This is a genomic window from Cronobacter sp. JZ38 (assembly GCF_008932145.1).
Classification (GTDB): domain Bacteria; phylum Pseudomonadota; class Gammaproteobacteria; order Enterobacterales; family Enterobacteriaceae; genus Cronobacter; species Cronobacter muytjensii.
This window is the reverse complement of the sequence record NZ_CP017662.1, coordinates 3178689-3196468: the sequence shown is the minus strand read 5'-3', so window position 1 is coordinate 3196468 and position 17780 is coordinate 3178689. Positions and strand designations below refer to the sequence as shown.

At 58.4% G+C, this 17780-nt stretch carries 17 protein-coding genes, 4 tRNA genes and 1 other RNA gene; 12 read left to right on the top strand and 10 right to left on the bottom strand.

Annotated features, from left to right (window positions below; genetic code table 11):
- Window positions 1-82: 82 nt before the first annotated feature.
- The 7 genes from BJP61_RS15190 to pnuC all read left to right on the top strand — a co-directional run bounded on the left by BJP61_RS15190 (window position 83) and on the right by pnuC (window position 3115).
- Window positions 83-158 (top strand) — tRNA-Val (locus BJP61_RS15190).
- 3 nt (window positions 159-161) lie between these two features.
- Window positions 162-237, top strand: a tRNA-Lys gene (locus BJP61_RS15185).
- Between the two features lie 163 nt (window positions 238-400).
- Window positions 401-476: transfer RNA gene (locus tag BJP61_RS15180), tRNA-Lys, on the top strand.
- A gap of 136 nt (window positions 477-612) precedes the next feature.
- A tRNA-Lys gene (locus BJP61_RS15175) sits at window positions 613-688 on the top strand.
- A gap of 22 nt (window positions 689-710) precedes the next feature.
- Window positions 711-837, top strand: a non-coding RNA gene (locus BJP61_RS15170) — RtT sRNA.
- Between the two features lie 473 nt (window positions 838-1310).
- Window positions 1311-2372, top strand: a complete 1062-nt coding sequence (gene nadA / locus BJP61_RS15165) for a quinolinate synthase NadA (protein WP_171998640.1) — start codon at window positions 1311-1313, stop codon at window positions 2370-2372.
- Between the two features lie 23 nt (window positions 2373-2395).
- Window positions 2396-3115: a nicotinamide riboside transporter PnuC gene (gene pnuC / locus BJP61_RS15160; protein ID WP_038864062.1), complete on the top strand. Its 720-nt coding sequence runs from the start codon at window positions 2396-2398 to the stop codon at window positions 3113-3115.
- On the opposite strand, the gene zitB is transcribed toward pnuC, so the two are convergent.
- Window positions 3112-4065, bottom strand: a complete 954-nt coding sequence (gene zitB, locus BJP61_RS15155) for a CDF family zinc transporter ZitB (RefSeq protein ID WP_171998639.1) — start codon at window positions 4063-4065, stop codon at window positions 3112-3114. The two genes, pnuC and zitB, sit on opposite strands and share 4 nt — an antisense overlap.
- 130 nt (window positions 4066-4195) lie before the next feature.
- A complete protein-coding gene (locus BJP61_RS15150; RefSeq protein ID WP_038864058.1) occupies window positions 4196-4594 on the bottom strand; it encodes a protein YbgS in 399 nt (132 codons plus the stop codon).
- A 324-nt stretch (window positions 4595-4918) separates the two neighbouring features.
- On the opposite strand from BJP61_RS15150, the gene aroG reads away from it, so the two are divergent.
- The gene (gene aroG / locus BJP61_RS15145; RefSeq protein WP_075192243.1) at window positions 4919-5971 is read left to right on the top strand and encodes a 3-deoxy-7-phosphoheptulonate synthase AroG; all 1053 of its coding nucleotides are present in this window, start codon (window positions 4919-4921) and stop codon (window positions 5969-5971) included.
- Window positions 5972-6151: 180 nt separating this feature from the next.
- Here the strand turns inward: aroG and gpmA are convergent, their stop codons facing one another.
- From gpmA to modE, 7 genes are all read right to left on the bottom strand, one after another.
- On the bottom strand, window positions 6152-6904 hold the full coding sequence (gpmA, locus tag BJP61_RS15140; RefSeq protein WP_007706899.1) for a 2,3-diphosphoglycerate-dependent phosphoglycerate mutase: 753 nt from the start codon (window positions 6902-6904) through the stop codon (window positions 6152-6154).
- A 211-nt stretch (window positions 6905-7115) separates the two neighbouring features.
- A complete protein-coding gene (gene galM, locus BJP61_RS15135; protein ID WP_075192244.1) occupies window positions 7116-8156 on the bottom strand; it encodes a galactose-1-epimerase in 1041 nt (346 codons plus the stop codon).
- Entirely contained in the window at window positions 8150-9298 is a 1149-nt protein-coding gene (gene galK / locus BJP61_RS15130; protein ID WP_171998638.1) for a galactokinase, read from the bottom strand. The genes galM and galK overlap by 7 nt, the downstream gene beginning before the upstream one ends.
- A gap of 2 nt (window positions 9299-9300) precedes the next feature.
- Window positions 9301-10347 (bottom strand): galactose-1-phosphate uridylyltransferase, encoded by a 1047-nt coding sequence (galT, locus tag BJP61_RS15125; RefSeq protein WP_038864054.1) that lies wholly within the window; start codon window positions 10345-10347, stop codon window positions 9301-9303.
- Window positions 10348-10357: 10 nt separating this feature from the next.
- A complete protein-coding gene (gene galE / locus BJP61_RS15120) occupies window positions 10358-11374 on the bottom strand; it encodes a UDP-glucose 4-epimerase GalE (protein WP_038864053.1) in 1017 nt (338 codons plus the stop codon).
- A 230-nt stretch (window positions 11375-11604) separates the two neighbouring features.
- Window positions 11605-13077, bottom strand: a complete 1473-nt coding sequence (gene modF, locus BJP61_RS15115) for a molybdate ABC transporter ATP-binding protein ModF (protein ID WP_171998637.1) — start codon at window positions 13075-13077, stop codon at window positions 11605-11607.
- Between the two features lie 74 nt (window positions 13078-13151).
- Window positions 13152-13943 carry a molybdenum-dependent transcriptional regulator gene (modE, locus tag BJP61_RS15110; RefSeq protein ID WP_171998636.1) on the bottom strand — a complete coding sequence of 264 codons (792 nt, stop codon included), beginning with the start codon at window positions 13941-13943 and terminating at the stop codon, window positions 13152-13154.
- A 129-nt stretch (window positions 13944-14072) separates the two neighbouring features.
- Between modE and BJP61_RS15105 the strand changes: the two genes are divergently transcribed.
- The 4 genes from BJP61_RS15105 (at window position 14073) to modC (ending at window position 16894) form a co-directional block, all read left to right on the top strand.
- Entirely contained in the window at window positions 14073-14222 is a 150-nt protein-coding gene (locus BJP61_RS15105; RefSeq protein WP_038864049.1) for an AcrZ family multidrug efflux pump-associated protein, read from the top strand.
- A 148-nt stretch (window positions 14223-14370) separates the two neighbouring features.
- On the top strand, window positions 14371-15147 hold the full coding sequence (gene modA / locus BJP61_RS15100) for a molybdate ABC transporter substrate-binding protein (protein ID WP_038864048.1): 777 nt from the start codon (window positions 14371-14373) through the stop codon (window positions 15145-15147).
- On the top strand, window positions 15144-15836 hold the full coding sequence (modB, locus tag BJP61_RS15095; RefSeq protein WP_038864046.1) for a molybdate ABC transporter permease subunit: 693 nt from the start codon (window positions 15144-15146) through the stop codon (window positions 15834-15836). Before modA ends, modB begins: the two co-directional genes overlap by 4 nt.
- Complete coding sequence (modC, locus tag BJP61_RS15090; protein WP_038864045.1) at window positions 15836-16894, top strand: molybdenum ABC transporter ATP-binding protein ModC; 1059 nt, start codon at window positions 15836-15838, stop codon at window positions 16892-16894. The genes modB and modC overlap by 1 nt, the downstream gene beginning before the upstream one ends.
- Here the strand turns inward: modC and BJP61_RS15085 are convergent.
- Window positions 16891-17709: a pyridoxal phosphatase gene (locus BJP61_RS15085; protein WP_171998635.1), complete on the bottom strand. Its 819-nt coding sequence runs from the start codon at window positions 17707-17709 to the stop codon at window positions 16891-16893. The two genes, modC and BJP61_RS15085, sit on opposite strands and share 4 nt — an antisense overlap.
- Window positions 17710-17780: the final 71 nt, after the last annotated feature.

The following is a 17780-nucleotide window of genomic DNA, read 5'->3' as shown; positions in this document are numbered from 1 at the left end:
ATATCGTGAAGGCAACGCCGCGTAAGCATCGTTAAGTTTCTCCCTCCACGACGCACCACAAGCAGTAGTCCAGCGCAGTATCGGGTGATTAGCTCAGCTGGGAGAGCACCTCCCTTACAAGGAGGGGGTCGGCGGTTCGATCCCGTCATCACCCACCACTCGGGTCGTTAGCTCAGTTGGTAGAGCAGTTGACTTTTAATCAATTGGTCGCAGGTTCGAATCCTGCACGACCCACCAATCGCTTTAGTGGAAACACTGGCGATACCGTGAAGGATAACGTTGCGCAGCAACGGCCCGAAGGGCGAGGCGAAGCCGAGTCATCCTGCACGACCCACCAATCGTTTTAGCGGAAACGCTGGCGTTGGTACTCAGAAGTAGATCTTTCAGATAACACCCGAATGGGTCGTTAGCTCAGTTGGTAGAGCAGTTGACTTTTAATCAATTGGTCGCAGGTTCGAATCCTGCACGACCCACCACGATTAAGGTGGGTGTTAACAGTCGGTGTGAAGGATAACGTTGCGTCGCAACGGCCCGAAGGGCGAGGCAAAGCCGAGTCATCCTGCGCAACCCACTAACTGAAAGAAGTATTGAGCAAGTGCAGTAACCCGCAAGGGGTCGTTAGCTCAGTTGGTAGAGCAGTTGACTTTTAATCAATTGGTCGCAGGTTCGAATCCTGCACGACCCACCAGTGTAAAAAGGCGCCCTAAAGGCGCCTTTTTGCTATGCGCAGTTGCCAATGATTCGAACCTGCCGCAGGTTCGAGCCGAGCTTTAGCGAGGCAACATTGCCGCTTGCGGCAATGGCCCGAAGGGCGAAGTCATCCTGCACGACCCACCAGTGTAAAAAGGCGCCCTAAAGGCGCCTTTTTGCTATCTGGACGCCAGAAAGATTCACAAAATTGCCGGGAGCAATTGAACAACGTGAAACGTTGCCCGCAGGGCGAGTCTCAGGATGAGCCGTCTAACCTGCGGCATGTACGAGTCGAGCCATTGATGGCGAGACACCGGAGCCGTTGACGGCGACGGCCCGAAGGGGGATTCTGCACGGCCCACCTGCGTTGAAGGGCGCTGGCGGTGCCTTTTTGCTGTCTGTGCGATGGTGAGCCTTGTGCCTACGCCGCGTCTCTGTCTGTAATAGCGGTCTGCGTCTTCTCCACTGCTTTCCTGCGCTTTTATCCCTGATGTTTTCCTGTGACTTTTCCTTTCCGATCCGCTATCTTGTTTAGCATATAAAACAAATGAAGCTGCCAGGTGGCTATCATTGGCTCGGTATAGCGGCTTTAGTTCAGTGAAAAAAACGAGATGGCGCAAATGAGTGTAATGTTCGATCCCGAAGCCGCGATTTATCCCTTCCCCCCCAAGCCGGCTACGCTGACCGCCGACGAAAAAGCCGTTTACCGCGAAAAAATTAAGCGTCTGCTTAAGGCGCGTAATGCGGTGCTGGTTGCTCACTATTATACCGACCCTGAAATTCAGGCGCTGGCGGAAGAGACCGGCGGCTGTATTTCCGACTCGCTCGAAATGGCGCGCTTTGGCGCAAATCACGAAGCCACCACGTTGCTGGTCGCGGGCGTGCGCTTTATGGGCGAAACCGCCAAAATTCTTAGCCCCGAGAAAACCATTCTGATGCCGACGCTACAGGCGGAGTGCTCGCTGGATCTCGGTTGCCCGGAAGAGGAGTTCGCGGCGTTCTGTGACAGCCACCCGGATCGCACCGTGGTGGTATATGCCAACACCTCGGCAGCGGTCAAAGCGCGCGCAGACTGGGTAGTGACATCCAGTATCGCCGTCGAGCTGATTGAACATCTCGACAGCCTTGGCGAGAAAATCATCTGGGCCCCCGATCGGCATCTCGGCCGCTACGTGCAAAAGCAGACCGGCGCAGACGTACTCTGCTGGCAGGGCGCCTGTATCGTGCATGACGAGTTTAAAACGCAGGCGCTCGCGCGCATGAAAGCGCTCTATCCGGACGCCGCCGTGCTCGTGCATCCAGAGTCGCCGCAGGCGGTTGTCGATATGGCCGATGCGGTCGGCTCGACCAGTCAGTTGATTAACGCCGCCAGAACGCTGCCGCAGCAGACGCTGATTGTGGCGACGGATCGCGGTATCTTTTACAAAATGCAGCAGGCGTGCCCGGAAAAAACGCTGCTCGAGGCGCCCACGGCGGGGGAAGGCGCGACGTGCCGCACCTGCGCGCACTGCCCGTGGATGGCGATGAACGGTCTTCAGGCTATCGTAGAGGCGCTGGAGCATGGTGGTGCGGCGCATGAGATTCATGTCGACGCGGGGCTGCGAGAGCGTGCGTTAAAGCCGCTTAACCGCATGCTGGATTTTGCGGCTACACTTCGTCTTTCTGTTAAAGGCAATGCGTAAGGACTTTACGCTTCGGGGATAATATGGATTTTTTCAGCGTACAAAACATTCTGGTGCATATTCCGCTCGGCGAGGGCGGCTACTCGCTTTCATGGATTGAAGCCGTCGGAACGCTGGCGGGGCTGCTGTGTATCTGGCTCGCGAGTCTTGAGAAAATCGTTAACTATGCGTTCGGCTTAATTAACGTCACGCTGTTTGCCATCATCTTCTTTCAGATCCAGCTCTATGCCAGCCTGCTGTTACAGGTCTTTTTCTTTGCCGCCAATATCTACGGCTGGTACGCCTGGTCGCGTCAGAGCGGCGATAATCAGGCTGCGCTACACATCCGCTGGCTACCGCGCTCAAAAGCGTTCGGCTGGCTGGCGGTCTGCGTGGTCGCGATTGGGCTGATGACCGTCTGGATCGACCCGGTCTTCGCATTCTTAACCCGCGTTGCGGTAGAGGTGATGCAGGCCGCCGGGCTTAACGTCACGGCACCGCAGCTGCAGCCGGACGCTTTCCCGTTCTGGGACTCTTGTATGACGGTGCTGTCGGTAGTGGCGATGATCCTGATGACGCGCAAATATGTCGAAAACTGGCTGCTGTGGGTCATTATTAACGTCATCAGCGTGGTGATTTTCGCGCGTCAGGGCGTTTACGCCATGTCGCTGGAATACCTCATCCTGACGTTTATTGCGCTTAATGGTAGCCGGATGTGGATCAAAGCCGCGCGCGAACGAGGCTCGCACGCGCTGTCGCACTAATGAGAATGGCCGTGGGCGTGCGGCGTCTCGTCCCCGGCATTCAGAGAGCAGTCTTTACCGCTGCATGACTGATACTCCAGCTGTACCGTCGCATGCGCTATCTGATAATGCTGTTTCAGATAGTCGTGAATGCTGGCCAGCAGCGCATCGTGATTGTGTGGCGGGATCACCTGGACATGCAGCGTCATCACCGGTTTTTCCCCGACCAGCCAGAGATGCACATGATGCACATCCCGCGCTTCCGGGATTTCGCGCAACAGCCGACGACGCAGCTGGTCTACATCCACGGCGCGCGGCGCCCCTTCCAGCAGCTCATTCATGCTTTCCTTCAGCAGCCGCCAGGCGCTGCGCAACACCAGACACGACACCAGAATGGAGAGGATCGGGTCAATGGGCGTCCAGCCGGTCCAGAGTATGACCAGCGCGGCCACAATCGCGCCGACCGAGCCTAGCAGATCGCCCAGCACATGCAACGCCGCTGCGCGCACGTTCATGTTTTTCTCGTCGCTGCCGCGATGCAAAATCCAGAACGACAGCAGATTCGCCACCAGACCCGCCACAGCGATGCCGAGCATCGCGCCGCCCGCCACTGGCTGAGGCGTGATAAAGCGCGCAATCGCCTCCCAGACGATAATTCCCGTGATAACCAGCAGCGCCAGCGCGTTTACGAAAGCGGCAAGGGTAGTTAAACGTAACAGCCCGAAGGTATGCCGCGTATCAGGCGCGCGGCGCGCAAAACGCACCGCCATCAGCGCGACCAGCAGCGCGGCAGTATCGGTAAACATATGGCCCGCATCGGCCAGCAACGCCAGCGAGCCGGAGAGCAGGCCGCCGACGATCTCCAGCGCCATAAAGGCGGCGGTCACCAGAAAGGCGATCAGCAGGCGCTGGCTGTTGGAGTGTTGGGAAGGGTTGTGGGAGTCGTGTGTATGAGAATGCGAATGGGCCATAGCGTGCGTCGCTCAGAATAAATTGTTGTGGTTATCGATTCAGTCACTGGCGCGGCAAGCGCGCGCTACCACAATAGCAAAAATAAAGGAGAGCCGAAGCTCTCCTTTTTAATCAACGCATTAAATGCGGTTACTGGGAGGTGCTGCCTGAGGTGCTCGGGCAGGCGTCGCCAGTACATTGTACGGTGCTATTGCTGCTGCCTGCGGCTCCTGCGCTGCCGGTAGCGCCCGTGCTGGTACCGGTGCTGTTAGCCGTGCCGGACGTGGTGCCGGCGGAGGTGCCGGTGCCGGTATTCACGCCGCTGTTCGCGGAATTGGTGCCAGAGGTATTGATATTGCTGTTATCAACGCCGTTCGGGGCGACATTCTGTTTAGCGTCTGGCGCAACCTGGCCTGCATTGGCGGCCGCGTTCGCAGAGCCCGTATCGCTACCGCCCGTTGAAGAGCCGGAGTCGGCGGCAAGCGCCGCGCCGCTGGCCAGAGTCAGAGTGGCGGTCAGAAAGAGTGAAGTCAGTTTATTCAGTTTCATAGTCATGCTCCTGTTCTGGTCGTTATTGCTGGATAACTTCTTCCAACAGTGCACTGCGAAAAAGTTGCTCAGCGTGTGTGTTGCGGTCGAAAAAACCACACCATCGCCGACAGGCAGTAGGTGATTCTGTAAAATGTATAAAACAGAGTGCTAACAATTAAAAAGTGTAGACTGGATCTCTCTTTACGCTACTTTCTGGCGTTTTTAAGTTAACTTCCAGGAATTTTCCGTGCGAACTGTAAATGCGTGTTTACACTACTGATGCGACAAGATAGATTGAGGGGATTGCATTACAATAAAACTGTAGGGCCTCCTGGAACCATCATGACTTATCAGAACGACGATTTACGTATCGAAGGCATTAACGAATTACTCCCGCCTGTCGCACTCCTGGAAAAATTTCCCGCTACTGAAAAAGCCGCTGAAACCGTATCTGCGGCCCGTCAGGCGATTCATCAGATCCTGCATGGCGATGACGATCGTCTGCTGGTGGTCATCGGCCCGTGCTCCATTCACGACCCGATCGCAGCGAAAGAGTATGCATCGCGTCTGCTGCCGCTGCGTAAAGCGCTTAAAAACGAGCTGGAAATTGTTATGCGCGTCTATTTTGAAAAACCGCGCACCACGGTGGGCTGGAAAGGGCTCATCAACGATCCCCATATGGATAACAGCTTCCAGATTAACGAGGGCCTGCGTATCGCGCGCAAGCTGCTGCTGGATATCAACGACACCGGCCTCCCGGCGGCAGGCGAGTTTCTGGATATGATCACGCCGCAATATATGGCGGACTTAATGAGCTGGGGCGCCATCGGCGCGCGCACGACAGAATCTCAGGTGCACCGCGAGCTCGCCTCCGGGCTTTCGTGTCCGGTTGGTTTTAAAAACGGGACAGACGGCACCATTAAAGTGGCTATTGACGCCATTAACGCCGCCAGCGCGCCGCACTGTTTCCTGTCGGTAACCAAATGGGGCCACTCGGCTATCGTCAACACCAGCGGCAACAGCGACTGCCATATTATTCTGCGCGGCGGTAAAGAGCCGAACTACAGCGCGGCGCATGTCGCCGAGGTGAAAGCCGGGCTTGAGAAGGCCGGGCTTAAGCCGCAGGTGATGATCGATTTCAGCCATGCCAACTCCAGCAAGCAGTTTAAAAAGCAGATGGAAGTGGGCGCGGACGTGTGCGGCCAAATCGCCGGCGGCGAACAGGCCATTATGGGCGTGATGATCGAAAGCCATCTGGTGGAAGGTAATCAGAGCCTTGAGAGCGGTGAACCGCTGGTGTATGGCAAAAGCGTCACCGACGCCTGCATCGGTTGGGAAGATACCGACGCCATCCTGCGTCAGCTCGCCGAAGCTGTAAAAGCGCGCCGCGGGTAATTTCCCCTGTATGAAGGGTGGGGGCGCTTTGCTTACCCACCCTGCTGATGATGTAACGATGATTGCTGAGCGGGTAAGCGCAGCGCACCCGCCGCCCGGCACCATAGGCCATCTCGTCAGGCATCACCTAATAAAAAAGGCGTGGTTCTCACCACGCCTTTTCCACACCACGGTTACGAATTACTTCGCTTTACCCTGGTTTGCGACGGCCGCGGCTTTCGCTGCGATTTCGTCAGCATTACCCAGATAGTAATGTTTAATCGGTTTGAAATTCTCGTCGAATTCATACACCAGCGGTACGCCGGTCGGAATGTTCAGCTCAAGGATCTCTTCTTCGCTCATGTTATCCAGGTATTTCACCAGGGCGCGCAGAGAGTTGCCGTGTGCGGCGATAATGACGCGCTCGCCGCTTTTCAGGCGCGGCAGAATGGTTTCGTTCCAGTAAGGGATAACGCGATCGATGGTCAGCGCCAGGCTTTCGGTCAGCGGCAGCTCCTGCTCGCTCAGCTTCGCGTAACGCGGATCGTGGCCCGGAAAACGCTCGTCATCTTTGGTCAGCGCCGGCGGGGTTACCGCGAAGCCGCGGCGCCACTGTTTAACCTGCTCGTCGCCATATTTTTCAGCGGTTTCGGCTTTGTTGAGGCCCTGCAGGGCGCCGTAGTGACGCTCGTTCAGTTTCCAGGATTTTTCAACCGGCAGCCAGGCCTGATCCAGCCCGTCCAGGATGTTCCACAGCGTGTGGATGGCACGTTTCAGCACGGAGGTATAAGCAAAGTCAAAGCTATAGCCTTCGTCTTTCAGCAGCTTGCCTGCGGCTTTCGCTTCGCTGACGCCTTTTTCGGACAGGTCAACGTCGTACCAACCGGTAAAGCGGTTTTCGTTGTTCCACTGGCTTTCACCGTGACGAACCAGAACCAGCTTAGTAACAGCCATAGTATTACTCCTTCATAAGCCTGATTGAATGATAACAGTTATCATTATATTGCCGTGTTGACGCCAGCGGCAACGCTAAACCTTTAACATAGCGAAAATAGCGGTGCAGTGTAAGGCGCATGTGAACTGGCCGTGATTTTTTTGTCAGTAACTGGCGGGAATTACAGCGAAATGGCGAAAAAAAGCCCTCTTTGAAAAGAGGGCTGAACGATTACTGAGGAATAAAGTGATACTGCGTGACGCTCAGGTATTCCTGACCGGGGCGCAGAATGCAGTCCGGCTGCGGCCATTCCGGGTGGTTAGGGCTGTCAGGCAGGAATTCGCTTTCCAGCGCCAGTCCCTGCCAGGCGCTGTAGGTTCCCTGTTCGCGCGCGGGCGTCCCTTCCAGATAATTGCCGGAATAGAACTGCAGCGCGGGCGCGGTGGTATAAACCGTCATTTTCAGCTTGTCATCGCTCGACCAGACATGCGCCGCTGGCTTGGTCAGATCGCCTCTGGCGTCCAGCAGCCAGGCGTGATCGTAGCCTTTCACCCGCTGCTGACCGTCGTCTTTGAGGAAATCCTGCGCGATGGTTTTCGCTTCGCGGAAATCAAATCCCGTACCGGCTACGTCTGCCAGCCCTTCGCGCGGAATACCCTGTTCATCGACCGGCAGATAGCGCTCTGCGAAAAGCTGCAGGCGATGCGCGCGCACATCGTTCTGCTCGCCATCCAGGTTGAAATAGGCATGGTTAGTCAGGTTAACCGGGCAGGGCTTATCCACGCGGGCGCGATATTCAATGCTGATGCGGTTATCGTCCGTCAGGCGGAAATGCGCGGTGGCGCGCAGCTCGCCGGGATAGCCCTGATCGCCGTCCTGGGAATCCAGCGTATAAAGCACTTCCTGCTCGTTCTGACGCACGATGCGCCAGCGGCGTTTGTCGAACCCTTCCGGGCCGCCGTGCAGCTGGTTTTCGCCCTGGCTCGGCGTAAGGGACCAGGTTTCGCCGTCCAGCGTAAAGCGCGACTGCGCGATACGGTTAGCGTAACGGCCCACCGACGCGCCGAGGAAAGCGGTTTGTTCAAGCCACACTTCCGGGCTCGGACAGCCCAGCAGCGTCTCACGCACGCTGGCGTCTTTCATCGGGACACGGGCCGACAGCAGCGTCGCGCCCCAGTCCATTACGGTCACCACCATCCCCGCGGCATTACGCAGGGTGGAGATGCGATACGGTAGCCCATCCGGGGCCAGTTGCGGCGTCTCTTTTAGCACAGACCTGCTCCTTCTGAAGGTTTGCACACGTAAAACGTTTCTTTAATACCGGTGCGCGCTTCGTACTGCGCTTCGACGGCGGCCTGCACTTCCGGCACGATAGCCTCCGGCACCAGCGCCACGACGCAGCCGCCGAAGCCGCCACCCGTCATGCGCACGCCGCCTTTATCACCGATAACCGATTTAACAATCTCCACCAGAGTATCGATCTGCGGAACGGTAATTTCAAAGTCGTCGCACATTGAGGCGTGGGATTGCGCCATCAGTTCGCCCATGCGCGTCAGATCGCCTTTCGCCAGCGCGTCAGCCGCTTCCACGGTACGGGCGTTTTCGGTCAGTACATGACGCACGCGTTTAGCCACGGTCGGATCGAGCTCATGAGCGACGGTATTAAACTGATCGAGGCTCACATCGCGCAGCGCTTTTTGCGTGAAGAAACGCGCGCCGGTTTCGCACTGCTCGCGGCGTGTGTTGTACTCGCTGCCGACCAGCGTGCGTTTAAAGTTACTGTTGATAATCACCACCGCGACGCCCTGCGGCATCGGCACAGCTTTGGTGCCGAGGCTGCGGCAGTCGATCAGCAGCGCATGATCCTTCTTGCCGAGTGCGGAAATCAGCTGATCCATAATGCCGCAGTTGCAGCCGACAAACTGGTTTTCCGCCTCCTGGCCGTTCAGGGCTATCTGGGCGCCGTCGAGCGAGAGATGATAAAGATGGCGGAACACGGTGCCGACCGCGACTTCCAGCGACGCAGATGAGCTTAAACCCGCGCCCTGCGGCACGTTGCCGCTGATAACGAGGTCGGCGCCGCCGAAGCTGGCATCACGCTGTTGCAGGTGTTTTACCACGCCGCGCACATAGTTCGACCACTGCTGGCTGTCGTGCGCCAGGATAGGCTCATCCAGTGAAAACTCGTCGGTCTCGTTTTCGTAATCGGCAGCGATGACGCGTACGCGGCGGTCGTCACGTTTCGCGCAGCTGATAACCGTCTGATAATCAATCGCGCACGGCAGTACGAAACCGTCATTGTAATCGGTGTGCTCGCCGATAAGGTTAACGCGGCCCGGCGCCTGAATATGGGTGGTGGCAGGGTAGCCGAATTTTTCGGCAAACAGGGATTGTGTCTTCTCTTTCAGGCTCATTGTTATTCTCCGGATTCGCGAAAATGGACGTCGCTGACGGCGCGCAGGCGCTCTGCCGCCTGCTCGGCGGTTAAATCACGCTGAGTTTCCGCCAGCATTTCATATCCCACCATGAACTTGCGTACCGTGGCGCTGCGCAGCAGCGGCGGGTAGAAATGGGCATGCAACTGCCAGTGTGTGTTCTCTTCGCCGTTAAAGGGCGCGCCGTGCCAGCCCATTGAGTAGGGGAAGGAGGTCTGGAACAGATTGTCGTAGCGGCTGGTAAGCTTTTTCAGCGCCAGGGCCAGATCGCTACGCTGCGCGTCCGTCAGGTCGGTCATGCGCAGAATATGCGTCTTCGGCAGCAGCAGCGTTTCAAACGGCCAGGCCGCCCAGTACGGTACAACCGCCAGCCAGTGTTCGGTTTCCACCACCGTGCGGCTGCCGTCGGCCAGCTCGCGCTGCGCGTAATCCACAAGCATCGGCGAGCCCTGCTGTTCGAAATACGCACGCTGAAGGCTGTCTTCACGCGCGGCTTCATTCGGCAGGAAGCTGTTCGCCCAGATCTGGCCGTGCGGGTGCGGGTTGGAGCAGCCCATCGCCGCGCCTTTGTTCTCAAACACCTGCACCCACGGGTAGGTCTGCCCCAGCTCGGCGGTCTGCGTCTGCCAGGTTTTCACTACTTCTTCGAGCGCGGGCAGCGTCAGCTCCGGCAGCGTTTTGCTGTGATCCGGCGAAAAACAGATAACGCGGCTGGTGCCGCGCGCGCTTTCAACACGCATCAGCGGATCGGCGCTTTCCGGCGCATCCGGCGTGTCGGTCATTAGCGCGGCGAAATCGTTAGTAAAAACGTAAGTGCCGGTGTATTGCGGGTTTTTGTCCCCGGTGACGCGGGTGTTGCCGGGGCAGAGAAAACAATCGGGATCGTGCTGCGGCAGCGTCTGTTTCGCCGGCGTTTCCTGCGCCCCCTGCCAGGGGCGTTTGGCGCGATGCGGCGAGACCAGAATCCATTGGCCGGTCAGCGGGTTATAACGACGGTGCGGATGATCCACGGGGTTAAACTGTTCCATCTGACTTCCTTTAATCGGGATAACCTTGGGGATGACGGGACTGCCAGCGCCAGGTGTCGTCCGCCATCTCCTGTAATGAACGCGTCACGCGCCAGTTAAGCTCCTGGTCAGCTTTGGTGGCGTCTGCCCAGTACGCGGGCAGGTCGCCGTCTCGGCGCGGCGCAAAGTGATAGTTAATCGGTTTGCCACAGGCCTGGCTAAAGGCGTTAACCACATCCAGCACGCTGCTGCCAACGCCCGCGCCGAGGTTGTAAATATGCACGCCCGGTTTGCCGGCCAGCTGCTGCATGGCGGCCACGTGACCGTCGGCGAGATCCATCACGTGGATATAGTCGCGCACGCCGGTGCCGTCTTTCGTCGGGTAGTCATTGCCAAACACCGCCAGCGATTCGCGACGGCCTACCGCCACCTGGGCGATATACGGCATCAGGTTATTCGGGATGCCCTGCGGGTCTTCGCCCATATCGCCTGACGGATGTGCGCCAACCGGGTTGAAATAACGCAGCAGCGCGATGCTCCACTCCGGGCAGGCTTTTTGCAGGTCGGTCAGAATCTGCTCGACCATCAGCTTACTTTTGCCATACGGGCTTTGCGGGGTGCCGGTCGGGAAGCTTTCCACATAAGGGATTTTCGGCTGGTCGCCATAAACGGTGGCAGAAGAACTGAAGATAAAATTGGTGACGCCAGCGGCGCGCATAGCGGAGATAAGGCGCAGCGTACCGTTCACGTTGTTGTCGTAATACTCAAGCGGTTTGGCGACGGATTCACCGACCGCCTTCAGACCGGCAAAGTGGATAACCGTGTCTATCGCATAATCGTGGAAGATCTCGCGCAGCAGGGCTTCATCGCGAATATCGCCGTCGATAAACGTCGCGGCTTTGCCGCCCAGACGCTCAATCACCGGCAGCACGCTGCGCTTACTGTTGCAGAGGTTATCGAGAATGACCACATCATGATCGTTTTGCAGCAGTTGCACACAGGTATGACTTCCGATGTAACCGCTACCACCCGTTACCAGAACTCGCATATTTGGCTCCATTACGCTTATGGTATGTATTAACCATAGCATAACAGAGAGCCAAAAAGTGTGACATGGGATAAATTAGTGGAATCGTTTACACTGATTTTCACTCTACCGGCTGACATTGCTAAGCCATTGTAAAACAAAACGTGACGCGCGCATTTGCAGCTAATCTGAAAGTGAAAGCGGCGTGCCGGACCGGGGAAGGCGCGGCACGCAGAAAAGCGTGTGGCGTGTTAACGCAACGTATCGAACTGGTAACGATAACTGTCGCCGTCCGGCACGAAGGTTAAGCGGTGGGTCATACACTGCGGAGCGTCTTCGGCATGATGGGAGACAAACAGCAGTTGCGTCTCGCCTTCGCTAATCAGCACATCGACAAAGCGGCGCACCAGCTGACGGTTCAGCGGGTCAAGCCCCTGCAACGGTTCGTCAAGGATAAGCAGCGTCGGATGTTTCACCAGCGCACGCACAATAAGCGCCAGCCGTTGCTGCCCCCAGGAGAGGCTGTGAAACGGGGCGTCGGCGGTGGCGTCGTCCATGCCGAGGATCGCGAGCCATTCGCGCGTCAGTTGCTGCTGACGGTCCGACACCGCCTGATAAATCCCGATAGAGTCGAAATAACCTGACAAAATCACGCTGCGCACCGAGGCGCTGACGCGGTAATCAAGATGCAGACTGCTGCTGACGTAGCCGATATGCTTTTTGATATCCCAGATGGTTTCGCCGCTGCCGCGACGGCGGCCAAAGAGCGTGAGATCGTTGCTGTAACCTTGCGGATGATCGCCGGTCACGAGACTTAACAGCGTCGATTTCCCGGCGCCGTTGGGGCCGACTATCTGCCAGTGTTCGCCGGGTTTGACCGTCCAGCTCAGGTTGTTAAGAATAGGTCGGTCGTTATAGGAGACCACGCCGTTACGCAGCACGATACGCGGTTCGGCATCCTTCAGCGCGTGGCGCGCCGCAGGCGCGTCCGCCTCCGGCAGCCGCACGCCCGCCAGTTTTTCGCTGTGCGCCAGCTGCGCCACCAGCGCCTGGTTCAGCAGCGTGGCCTTATCGCCGGTTTCCACCAGCGTGCAATCCGCGACTACGCCCGCGCGCTGCACAAAATCAGGGATCTCATCAAAGCGATTGAGGATAAGCCCCAGCGTGTAGCCCTGCGCGCTCAGCTCACCGAGGAGTCGCGCCAGCTGTTCGCGCGAGGCGACGTCGAGACCGTCGAACGGTTCATCAAGAATGAGTAAATCCGGCTGCGACATGAGCGCCTGACAGAGCAGCGCTTTGCGGGTCTCGCCGGTAGAGAGGTATTTAAAACGCCGCTCAAGCAGCGGTTCAATGCCGAACAGCGCCGCAAGCGCCGCGCAACGGGCCGGATCGCGGACGTCGTCCTGAATGATCTGCGCCGTGGTGCGTCCGGTGTCGTCTTCATCCGGGCCAAGCATATCGGTGTTATTACGCTGCCACTCGTCGCTTACCAGCTGTTGCAGCTGTTCAAAAGAGAGCAGGGCGATGCGGGAGAACTGACTGACGCGCTCGCCTTGTAACAGCGGGAGTTCGCCTGCAAGCGCCCGGGCAAGGGAGGATTTCCCGCTGCCGTTAGCGCCGACAAACGCCCAGCTCTCGCCCGCCTGGAGGGTCAGGCTCTCAATATGAAGCGCGCGCGTATCGCTAATGCGAAACGTGCCTTGCATAATTTGCAACGTCGTCATCTCGTATCCCATTTTCTGCAGCACAAAACCACAGGGATACGTCTTTCATGCCACGATGTCAACGGCGGAGCGCGTTAGCAGAGCGTCGCGACAATCACGCTGTCAGCGCTAAACCACGCGGTTACGGCCAGGCCTTCTTCCGGATCTAATGCCTGCGCCGCCTCGGGCGAGAGCGTGGCGCACAGCGTCTGGCCATCCGGCAGCGTCAGGAGAATTTCGCAGTGCTGCGCGGTGCGGGAAATATGGCTAATAGTGCCGGCAAACTGATTATCGGCGCTGGCGGCCGCCTGCGGGTTACGGGCGAGCTGCACCCACGGCGCTTTAATCAGCGCCAGCACCTCTTTGCCTGGCGTAAGCGCCAGACGTTCGGCGCTCTGGCGCGTCACTGCCGCTCTGATGCGCGTGCCGCTGCCCGCCAGCGCTATTTCAATCATCTCCTGAACCGGGTCGGCGTCGCGTGTTACCACATGCCCGAACCACTGATTGCGGGCGCTGGTTTGCAGCGAAAAACGGGCGATGGCGGCAAGCAAGCTGTCGAGCGGCAGCGCGTCGTCGCTGAGCGCGTTAAACGCCTTCTGCTGGATCTGCCCGAGAAGATCGTAGAGCGCGATTAGCCGCGCGCCGTAAGGAGTCACCTGCGCGCCGCCGCCGCCTTTGCCGCCGGTGGCGCGCTCAACCAGCAGCTGATCGCCAAGCTGATTCATCTCATTGATGGCGTCCCACGCGCTTTTATAGCTGATACCGGCGAGCTTCGCGCCCTGGCTGATAGAGCCGGTCTGCGCCACCTGTTTTAGCAACGCGATGCGCCGCGGGTCGGCAAAAATTTTGTCGTGCAGTTTAAGCGTCAGAAGAATATCGGCCTGCATGGTGGCCTCCTGCGGGGCAAAAGGCTATTGTGAAGGAAAGCGGCGCGTCGGCGCAAATGGCACAAAAGGGCAGGATGTTTCGCACGGATGCCGCTAGAATGACGGTTTACTGATATTCAGGAGGCAACCATGTTGGAGTTGTTGAAAAGTCTGGCGTTTGCCGTGATTATGGTGCCGGTGGTGATGGCCGTGATCCTGGGTTTAATCTGGGGCCTGGGCGAGGTGTTTAACATCTTCTCCGGCATTGGTCATAAAGACCAGTCAAAACAGCACCGCTGATTTCCCTCGCGCCCGGCTTTGCCGGGCGTTTTCATTTCTGTTCCCTCTCTGCCCTCAAGCCGCCGCGCTCTTTGCCGATAATTGCTGGGAAAACCCTGCCCGCAGCGTTATATTATTCGTTATATAACGAAACGGTAAGGAGTGTGTCATGGCTAAATTATGGGTACGACTGGCGCTCGGCGTCACCTTAAGCGCGGGCGTTGTCGGCCAGTCGCTGGCGCAGGATAATACGGTAACGGTCTTCGCTGCCGCCTCGCTGACCAACGCAATGCAGGATATCGCCAAAGAGTATGCCAAAGCGCAGCCGGTGAAAGTGGTCTCGTCGTTCGCCTCCTCTTCGACGCTCGCGCGACAGATTGAAGCGGGTGCGCCGGCAGATATTTTTATCTCCGCCGACCAGAAGTGGATGGACTACGCCGCCGATAAAAAAGCCATTGACGCGGGCAGCCGCAAGACGCTGCTCGGCAACAGTCTGGTGGTGGTGGCGCCCGCCAAAAGCGCGCAGGGCGATATAGTCATTAACCGCAGCACCGACTGGAAAAGCCTGCTGAAAGGCGGCCGTCTGGCGGTGGGCGATCCGGCGCATGTGCCGGCCGGCATTTACGCCAAAGAGGCGTTGCAAAAGCTCGGCGCCTGGCAGACGCTCTCAGCACAGCTCGCGCCCGCAGAAGACGTTCGCGGCGCGCTGGCGCTGGTGGAGCGCGACGAAGCCCCGTTGGGCATCGTCTATGGTTCTGACGCCGTGGCAAGCCGCGGCGTGAAAGTGGTTGGCACCTTCCCGGAGGATTCCCATCAGAAAGTGGAATATCCGCTGGCGATTATCGACGGGCATAACAACCCGACGGTCAGCGCGTTTTACCGCTATCTGCAGGGCCCGGAGGCTGCCGCGGTGTTTAAACGATATGGATTTACGACCAGCCAATGATGTTGACAGAACCCGAATGGCAGGCGGTACTGCTTAGCCTGAAAGTCTCTACACTTGCGGTACTTATCAGTTTGCCCTTCGGGGTTCTTCTCGCCTGGGTGCTGGTGCGCTGCACCTTCCCGGGCAAAACCCTGCTGGATGGCGTTATCCATCTGCCGCTGGTGCTGCCGCCCGTAGTAGTGGGCTATCTGCTGCTGGTGGTGTTTGGCCGCCGCGGTCTGATAGGGGAGTGGCTTTACGATCTCTTCGGCGTCACGTTCGCCTTTAGCTGGCGCGGGGCGGTGCTCGCCTCGGCGGTGATGGCATTTCCGCTGATGGTGCGCGCCATTCGTCTGGCGCTGGAGGCGGTCGATATCCGTCTGGAAGCGGCGGCGCGCACGCTGGGCGCCGGGCGCTGGCGCGTCTTCTTCACCATTACGCTGCCGCTGATGCTGCCGGGAATTATCGTCGGGACGGTACTGGCCTTCGCCCGCTCGCTCGGCGAATTCGGCGCCACTATTACTTTTGTCTCCAATATTCCGGGCGAAACCCGCACGCTGCCGTCGGCGATGTATACGCTAATCCAGACGCCGGGCGGGGAAAGCGCCGCCGCGCGCCTGTGCATTATCGCCATCGTGCTGGCGCTCTGTTCGCTGATGCTTTCTGAATGGCTGGCGCGCCAGAGCCGCCGCCGTCTGGGGGCGTCATAATGCTGGAGCTTAATTTCACCCAAATGCTCGGCAACCATCGCCTGACGGTCAATGAAACCCTGCCGGGCAGCGGCATTACCGCCGTTTTTGGCGTCTCGGGCGCCGGGAAAACGTCGCTGATTAACGCCATCAGCGGGCTGACGCGTCCGCAGCACGGGCGCATCGCGTTAAACGATCGTGTGCTGAGCGATACGGAAACCGAAACCTTCCTGCCGCCGGAAAAACGCCGCATCGGCTATGTCTTTCAGGATGCGCGCCTGTTCCCGCACTATAAAGTGCGCGGCAACCTGAAATATGGCATGGCGAAAGAGATGGCGGGGCAGTTTGACAAGCTGGTGACGCTGCTCGGCATTGAGCCGCTGCTGGACCGCTTTCCGGGCACGCTCTCGGGCGGCGAAAAACAGCGCGTGGCGATAGGCCGCGCGTTGCTGACCGCGCCGGAACTCTTGCTGCTCGACGAGCCGCTCGCCTCGCTTGATGTGCCGCGTAAGCGTGAACTGCTGCCGTATCTGCAACGGCTGGCGCGCGAGATTAACATTCCGATGCTCTATGTCAGCCATTCGCTGGAAGAGATTTTGCACCTGGCGGATAAAGTGCTGGTGCTGGAGCAGGGCGAGGTGAAAGCGTTCGGCAGCCTGGAGGAGATCTGGGGCAGCAGCGTGATGCATCCGTGGCTGCCGCCGGAGCAGCAGAGCAGCGTGCTGAAAGTCACAGTGCTTGAACATCATCCCCATTACGCCATGACGGCGCTGGCGCTGGGCGACCAGCATCTGTGGGTCAACCGCGTCGAAAAGCCGTTACAGACGCCGTTGCGCATTCGCATTCAGGCGTCCGATGTCTCGCTGGTGCTGCAACCGCCGCTGCAAAGCAGTATTCGCAACATCCTGCGCGCCCGCGTGGCGCAATGTTATGACGATAACGGGCAGGTGGAAGTCCAGCTTGAGGTAGGCTCGCGCACCCTCTGGGCGCGCATCAGCCCCTGGGCGCGCGACGAGCTGGCCATTAAGCCCGGCCTGTGGCTCTACGCCCAGATCAAAAGCGTGTCGATCACCACTTAAAGCACCCACTGACGCAGCGCGTCGGCAATACTGGCCTCGGTGTTAGGGCCAATCACTTTGTCGGCGTGCGATTTCACGATGTCATCGGCGTTGCCCATAGCGATGCCGAGCCCGGCGCGCTCCAGCATGGAGATGTCATTGTGGTTATCCCCGAACGCGACCACTTGCTCCATCGACAGCCCCTGAGATTCCACCCACTGCGCCAGCCGTTTGCCTTTGCTGTTGCCTGGCGCGGCTACGTCCACCTGATCGTGCCATGACCACTCGCAGGCGAGCCCCAGCTCGCGCTCAATGGTCAGCGCGACGCTTTGCAGGCGCGGAATGTCCTCGCCCGTCAGCGCGAATTTCCAGATATTCTCCACCGAGCGCGCCGCATCACGCAGCGAGGCGACCTGACGGAAGATCGGACGCTTGGCTTCGGGCAGGCGCAACGCCCAGTTTTCGGTGCGCTGGATATGGCCGGAAGCGTGCTCATACAGCATCGCGTCATCCACATACATTAAGGAATGTATGCCGTATTCGGTGAGCAGTTCGAGCAGGGCGCTGGCCTGCTGCGGCGTCATCGGGTCGGCGGTCAGTACCTTTTTCGCTTGATAATCATACAAATAAGTGCCATTACAACAAATTGCAGGTGTATCAAGCGCCAGTGCCTGATAAAAAGGATGGATGGCATTGTGATGGCGTCCGGTCACGATAACCGGTTTCAGCCCGGCGTCTTTCGCCAGCGCGAGCGCGTCGAGGGATTCCTGGAGAATGGTTTTTTGTGCGGTGAGCAGGGTGCCGTCTAAGTCGAGTGCGATTACGCGAAAGGTCATGCGGGTTTCCAGAGTCGTCAGTCAGAATATCCGGTTGATGGTACACCGCCAGAGGCGAGGGGTGAAACCCG

Excerpts from the sequence above, each read along its gene's own strand:
- galK (WP_171998638.1), bottom strand. The coding sequence starts at position 9,298 with ATGAGCCTGAAAGAGAAGACACAATCCCTGTTTGCCGAAAAATTCGGC.
- modA (WP_038864048.1), top strand. The coding sequence starts at position 14,371 with ATGGCTAAATTATGGGTACGACTGGCGCTCGGCGTCACCTTAAGCGCG.
- zitB (WP_171998639.1), bottom strand. The coding sequence starts at position 4,065 with ATGGCCCATTCGCATTCTCATACACACGACTCCCACAACCCTTCCCAA.
- aroG (WP_075192243.1), top strand. The coding sequence starts at position 4,919 with ATGACTTATCAGAACGACGATTTACGTATCGAAGGCATTAACGAATTA.
- modF (WP_171998637.1), bottom strand. The coding sequence starts at position 13,077 with ATGACGACGTTGCAAATTATGCAAGGCACGTTTCGCATTAGCGATACG.
- BJP61_RS15085 (WP_171998635.1), bottom strand. The coding sequence starts at position 17,709 with ATGACCTTTCGCGTAATCGCACTCGACTTAGACGGCACCCTGCTCACC.
- BJP61_RS15150 (WP_038864058.1), bottom strand. The coding sequence starts at position 4,594 with ATGAAACTGAATAAACTGACTTCACTCTTTCTGACCGCCACTCTGACT.
- modE (WP_171998636.1), bottom strand. The coding sequence starts at position 13,943 with ATGCAGGCCGATATTCTTCTGACGCTTAAACTGCACGACAAAATTTTT.
- modB (WP_038864046.1), top strand. The coding sequence starts at position 15,144 with ATGATGTTGACAGAACCCGAATGGCAGGCGGTACTGCTTAGCCTGAAA.
- BJP61_RS15105 (WP_038864049.1), top strand. The coding sequence starts at position 14,073 with ATGTTGGAGTTGTTGAAAAGTCTGGCGTTTGCCGTGATTATGGTGCCG.
- modC (WP_038864045.1), top strand. The coding sequence starts at position 15,836 with ATGCTGGAGCTTAATTTCACCCAAATGCTCGGCAACCATCGCCTGACG.
- pnuC (WP_038864062.1), top strand. The coding sequence starts at position 2,396 with ATGGATTTTTTCAGCGTACAAAACATTCTGGTGCATATTCCGCTCGGC.
- nadA (WP_171998640.1), top strand. The coding sequence starts at position 1,311 with ATGAGTGTAATGTTCGATCCCGAAGCCGCGATTTATCCCTTCCCCCCC.
- galT (WP_038864054.1), bottom strand. The coding sequence starts at position 10,347 with ATGGAACAGTTTAACCCCGTGGATCATCCGCACCGTCGTTATAACCCG.
- galE (WP_038864053.1), bottom strand. The coding sequence starts at position 11,374 with ATGCGAGTTCTGGTAACGGGTGGTAGCGGTTACATCGGAAGTCATACC.
- gpmA (WP_007706899.1), bottom strand. The coding sequence starts at position 6,904 with ATGGCTGTTACTAAGCTGGTTCTGGTTCGTCACGGTGAAAGCCAGTGG.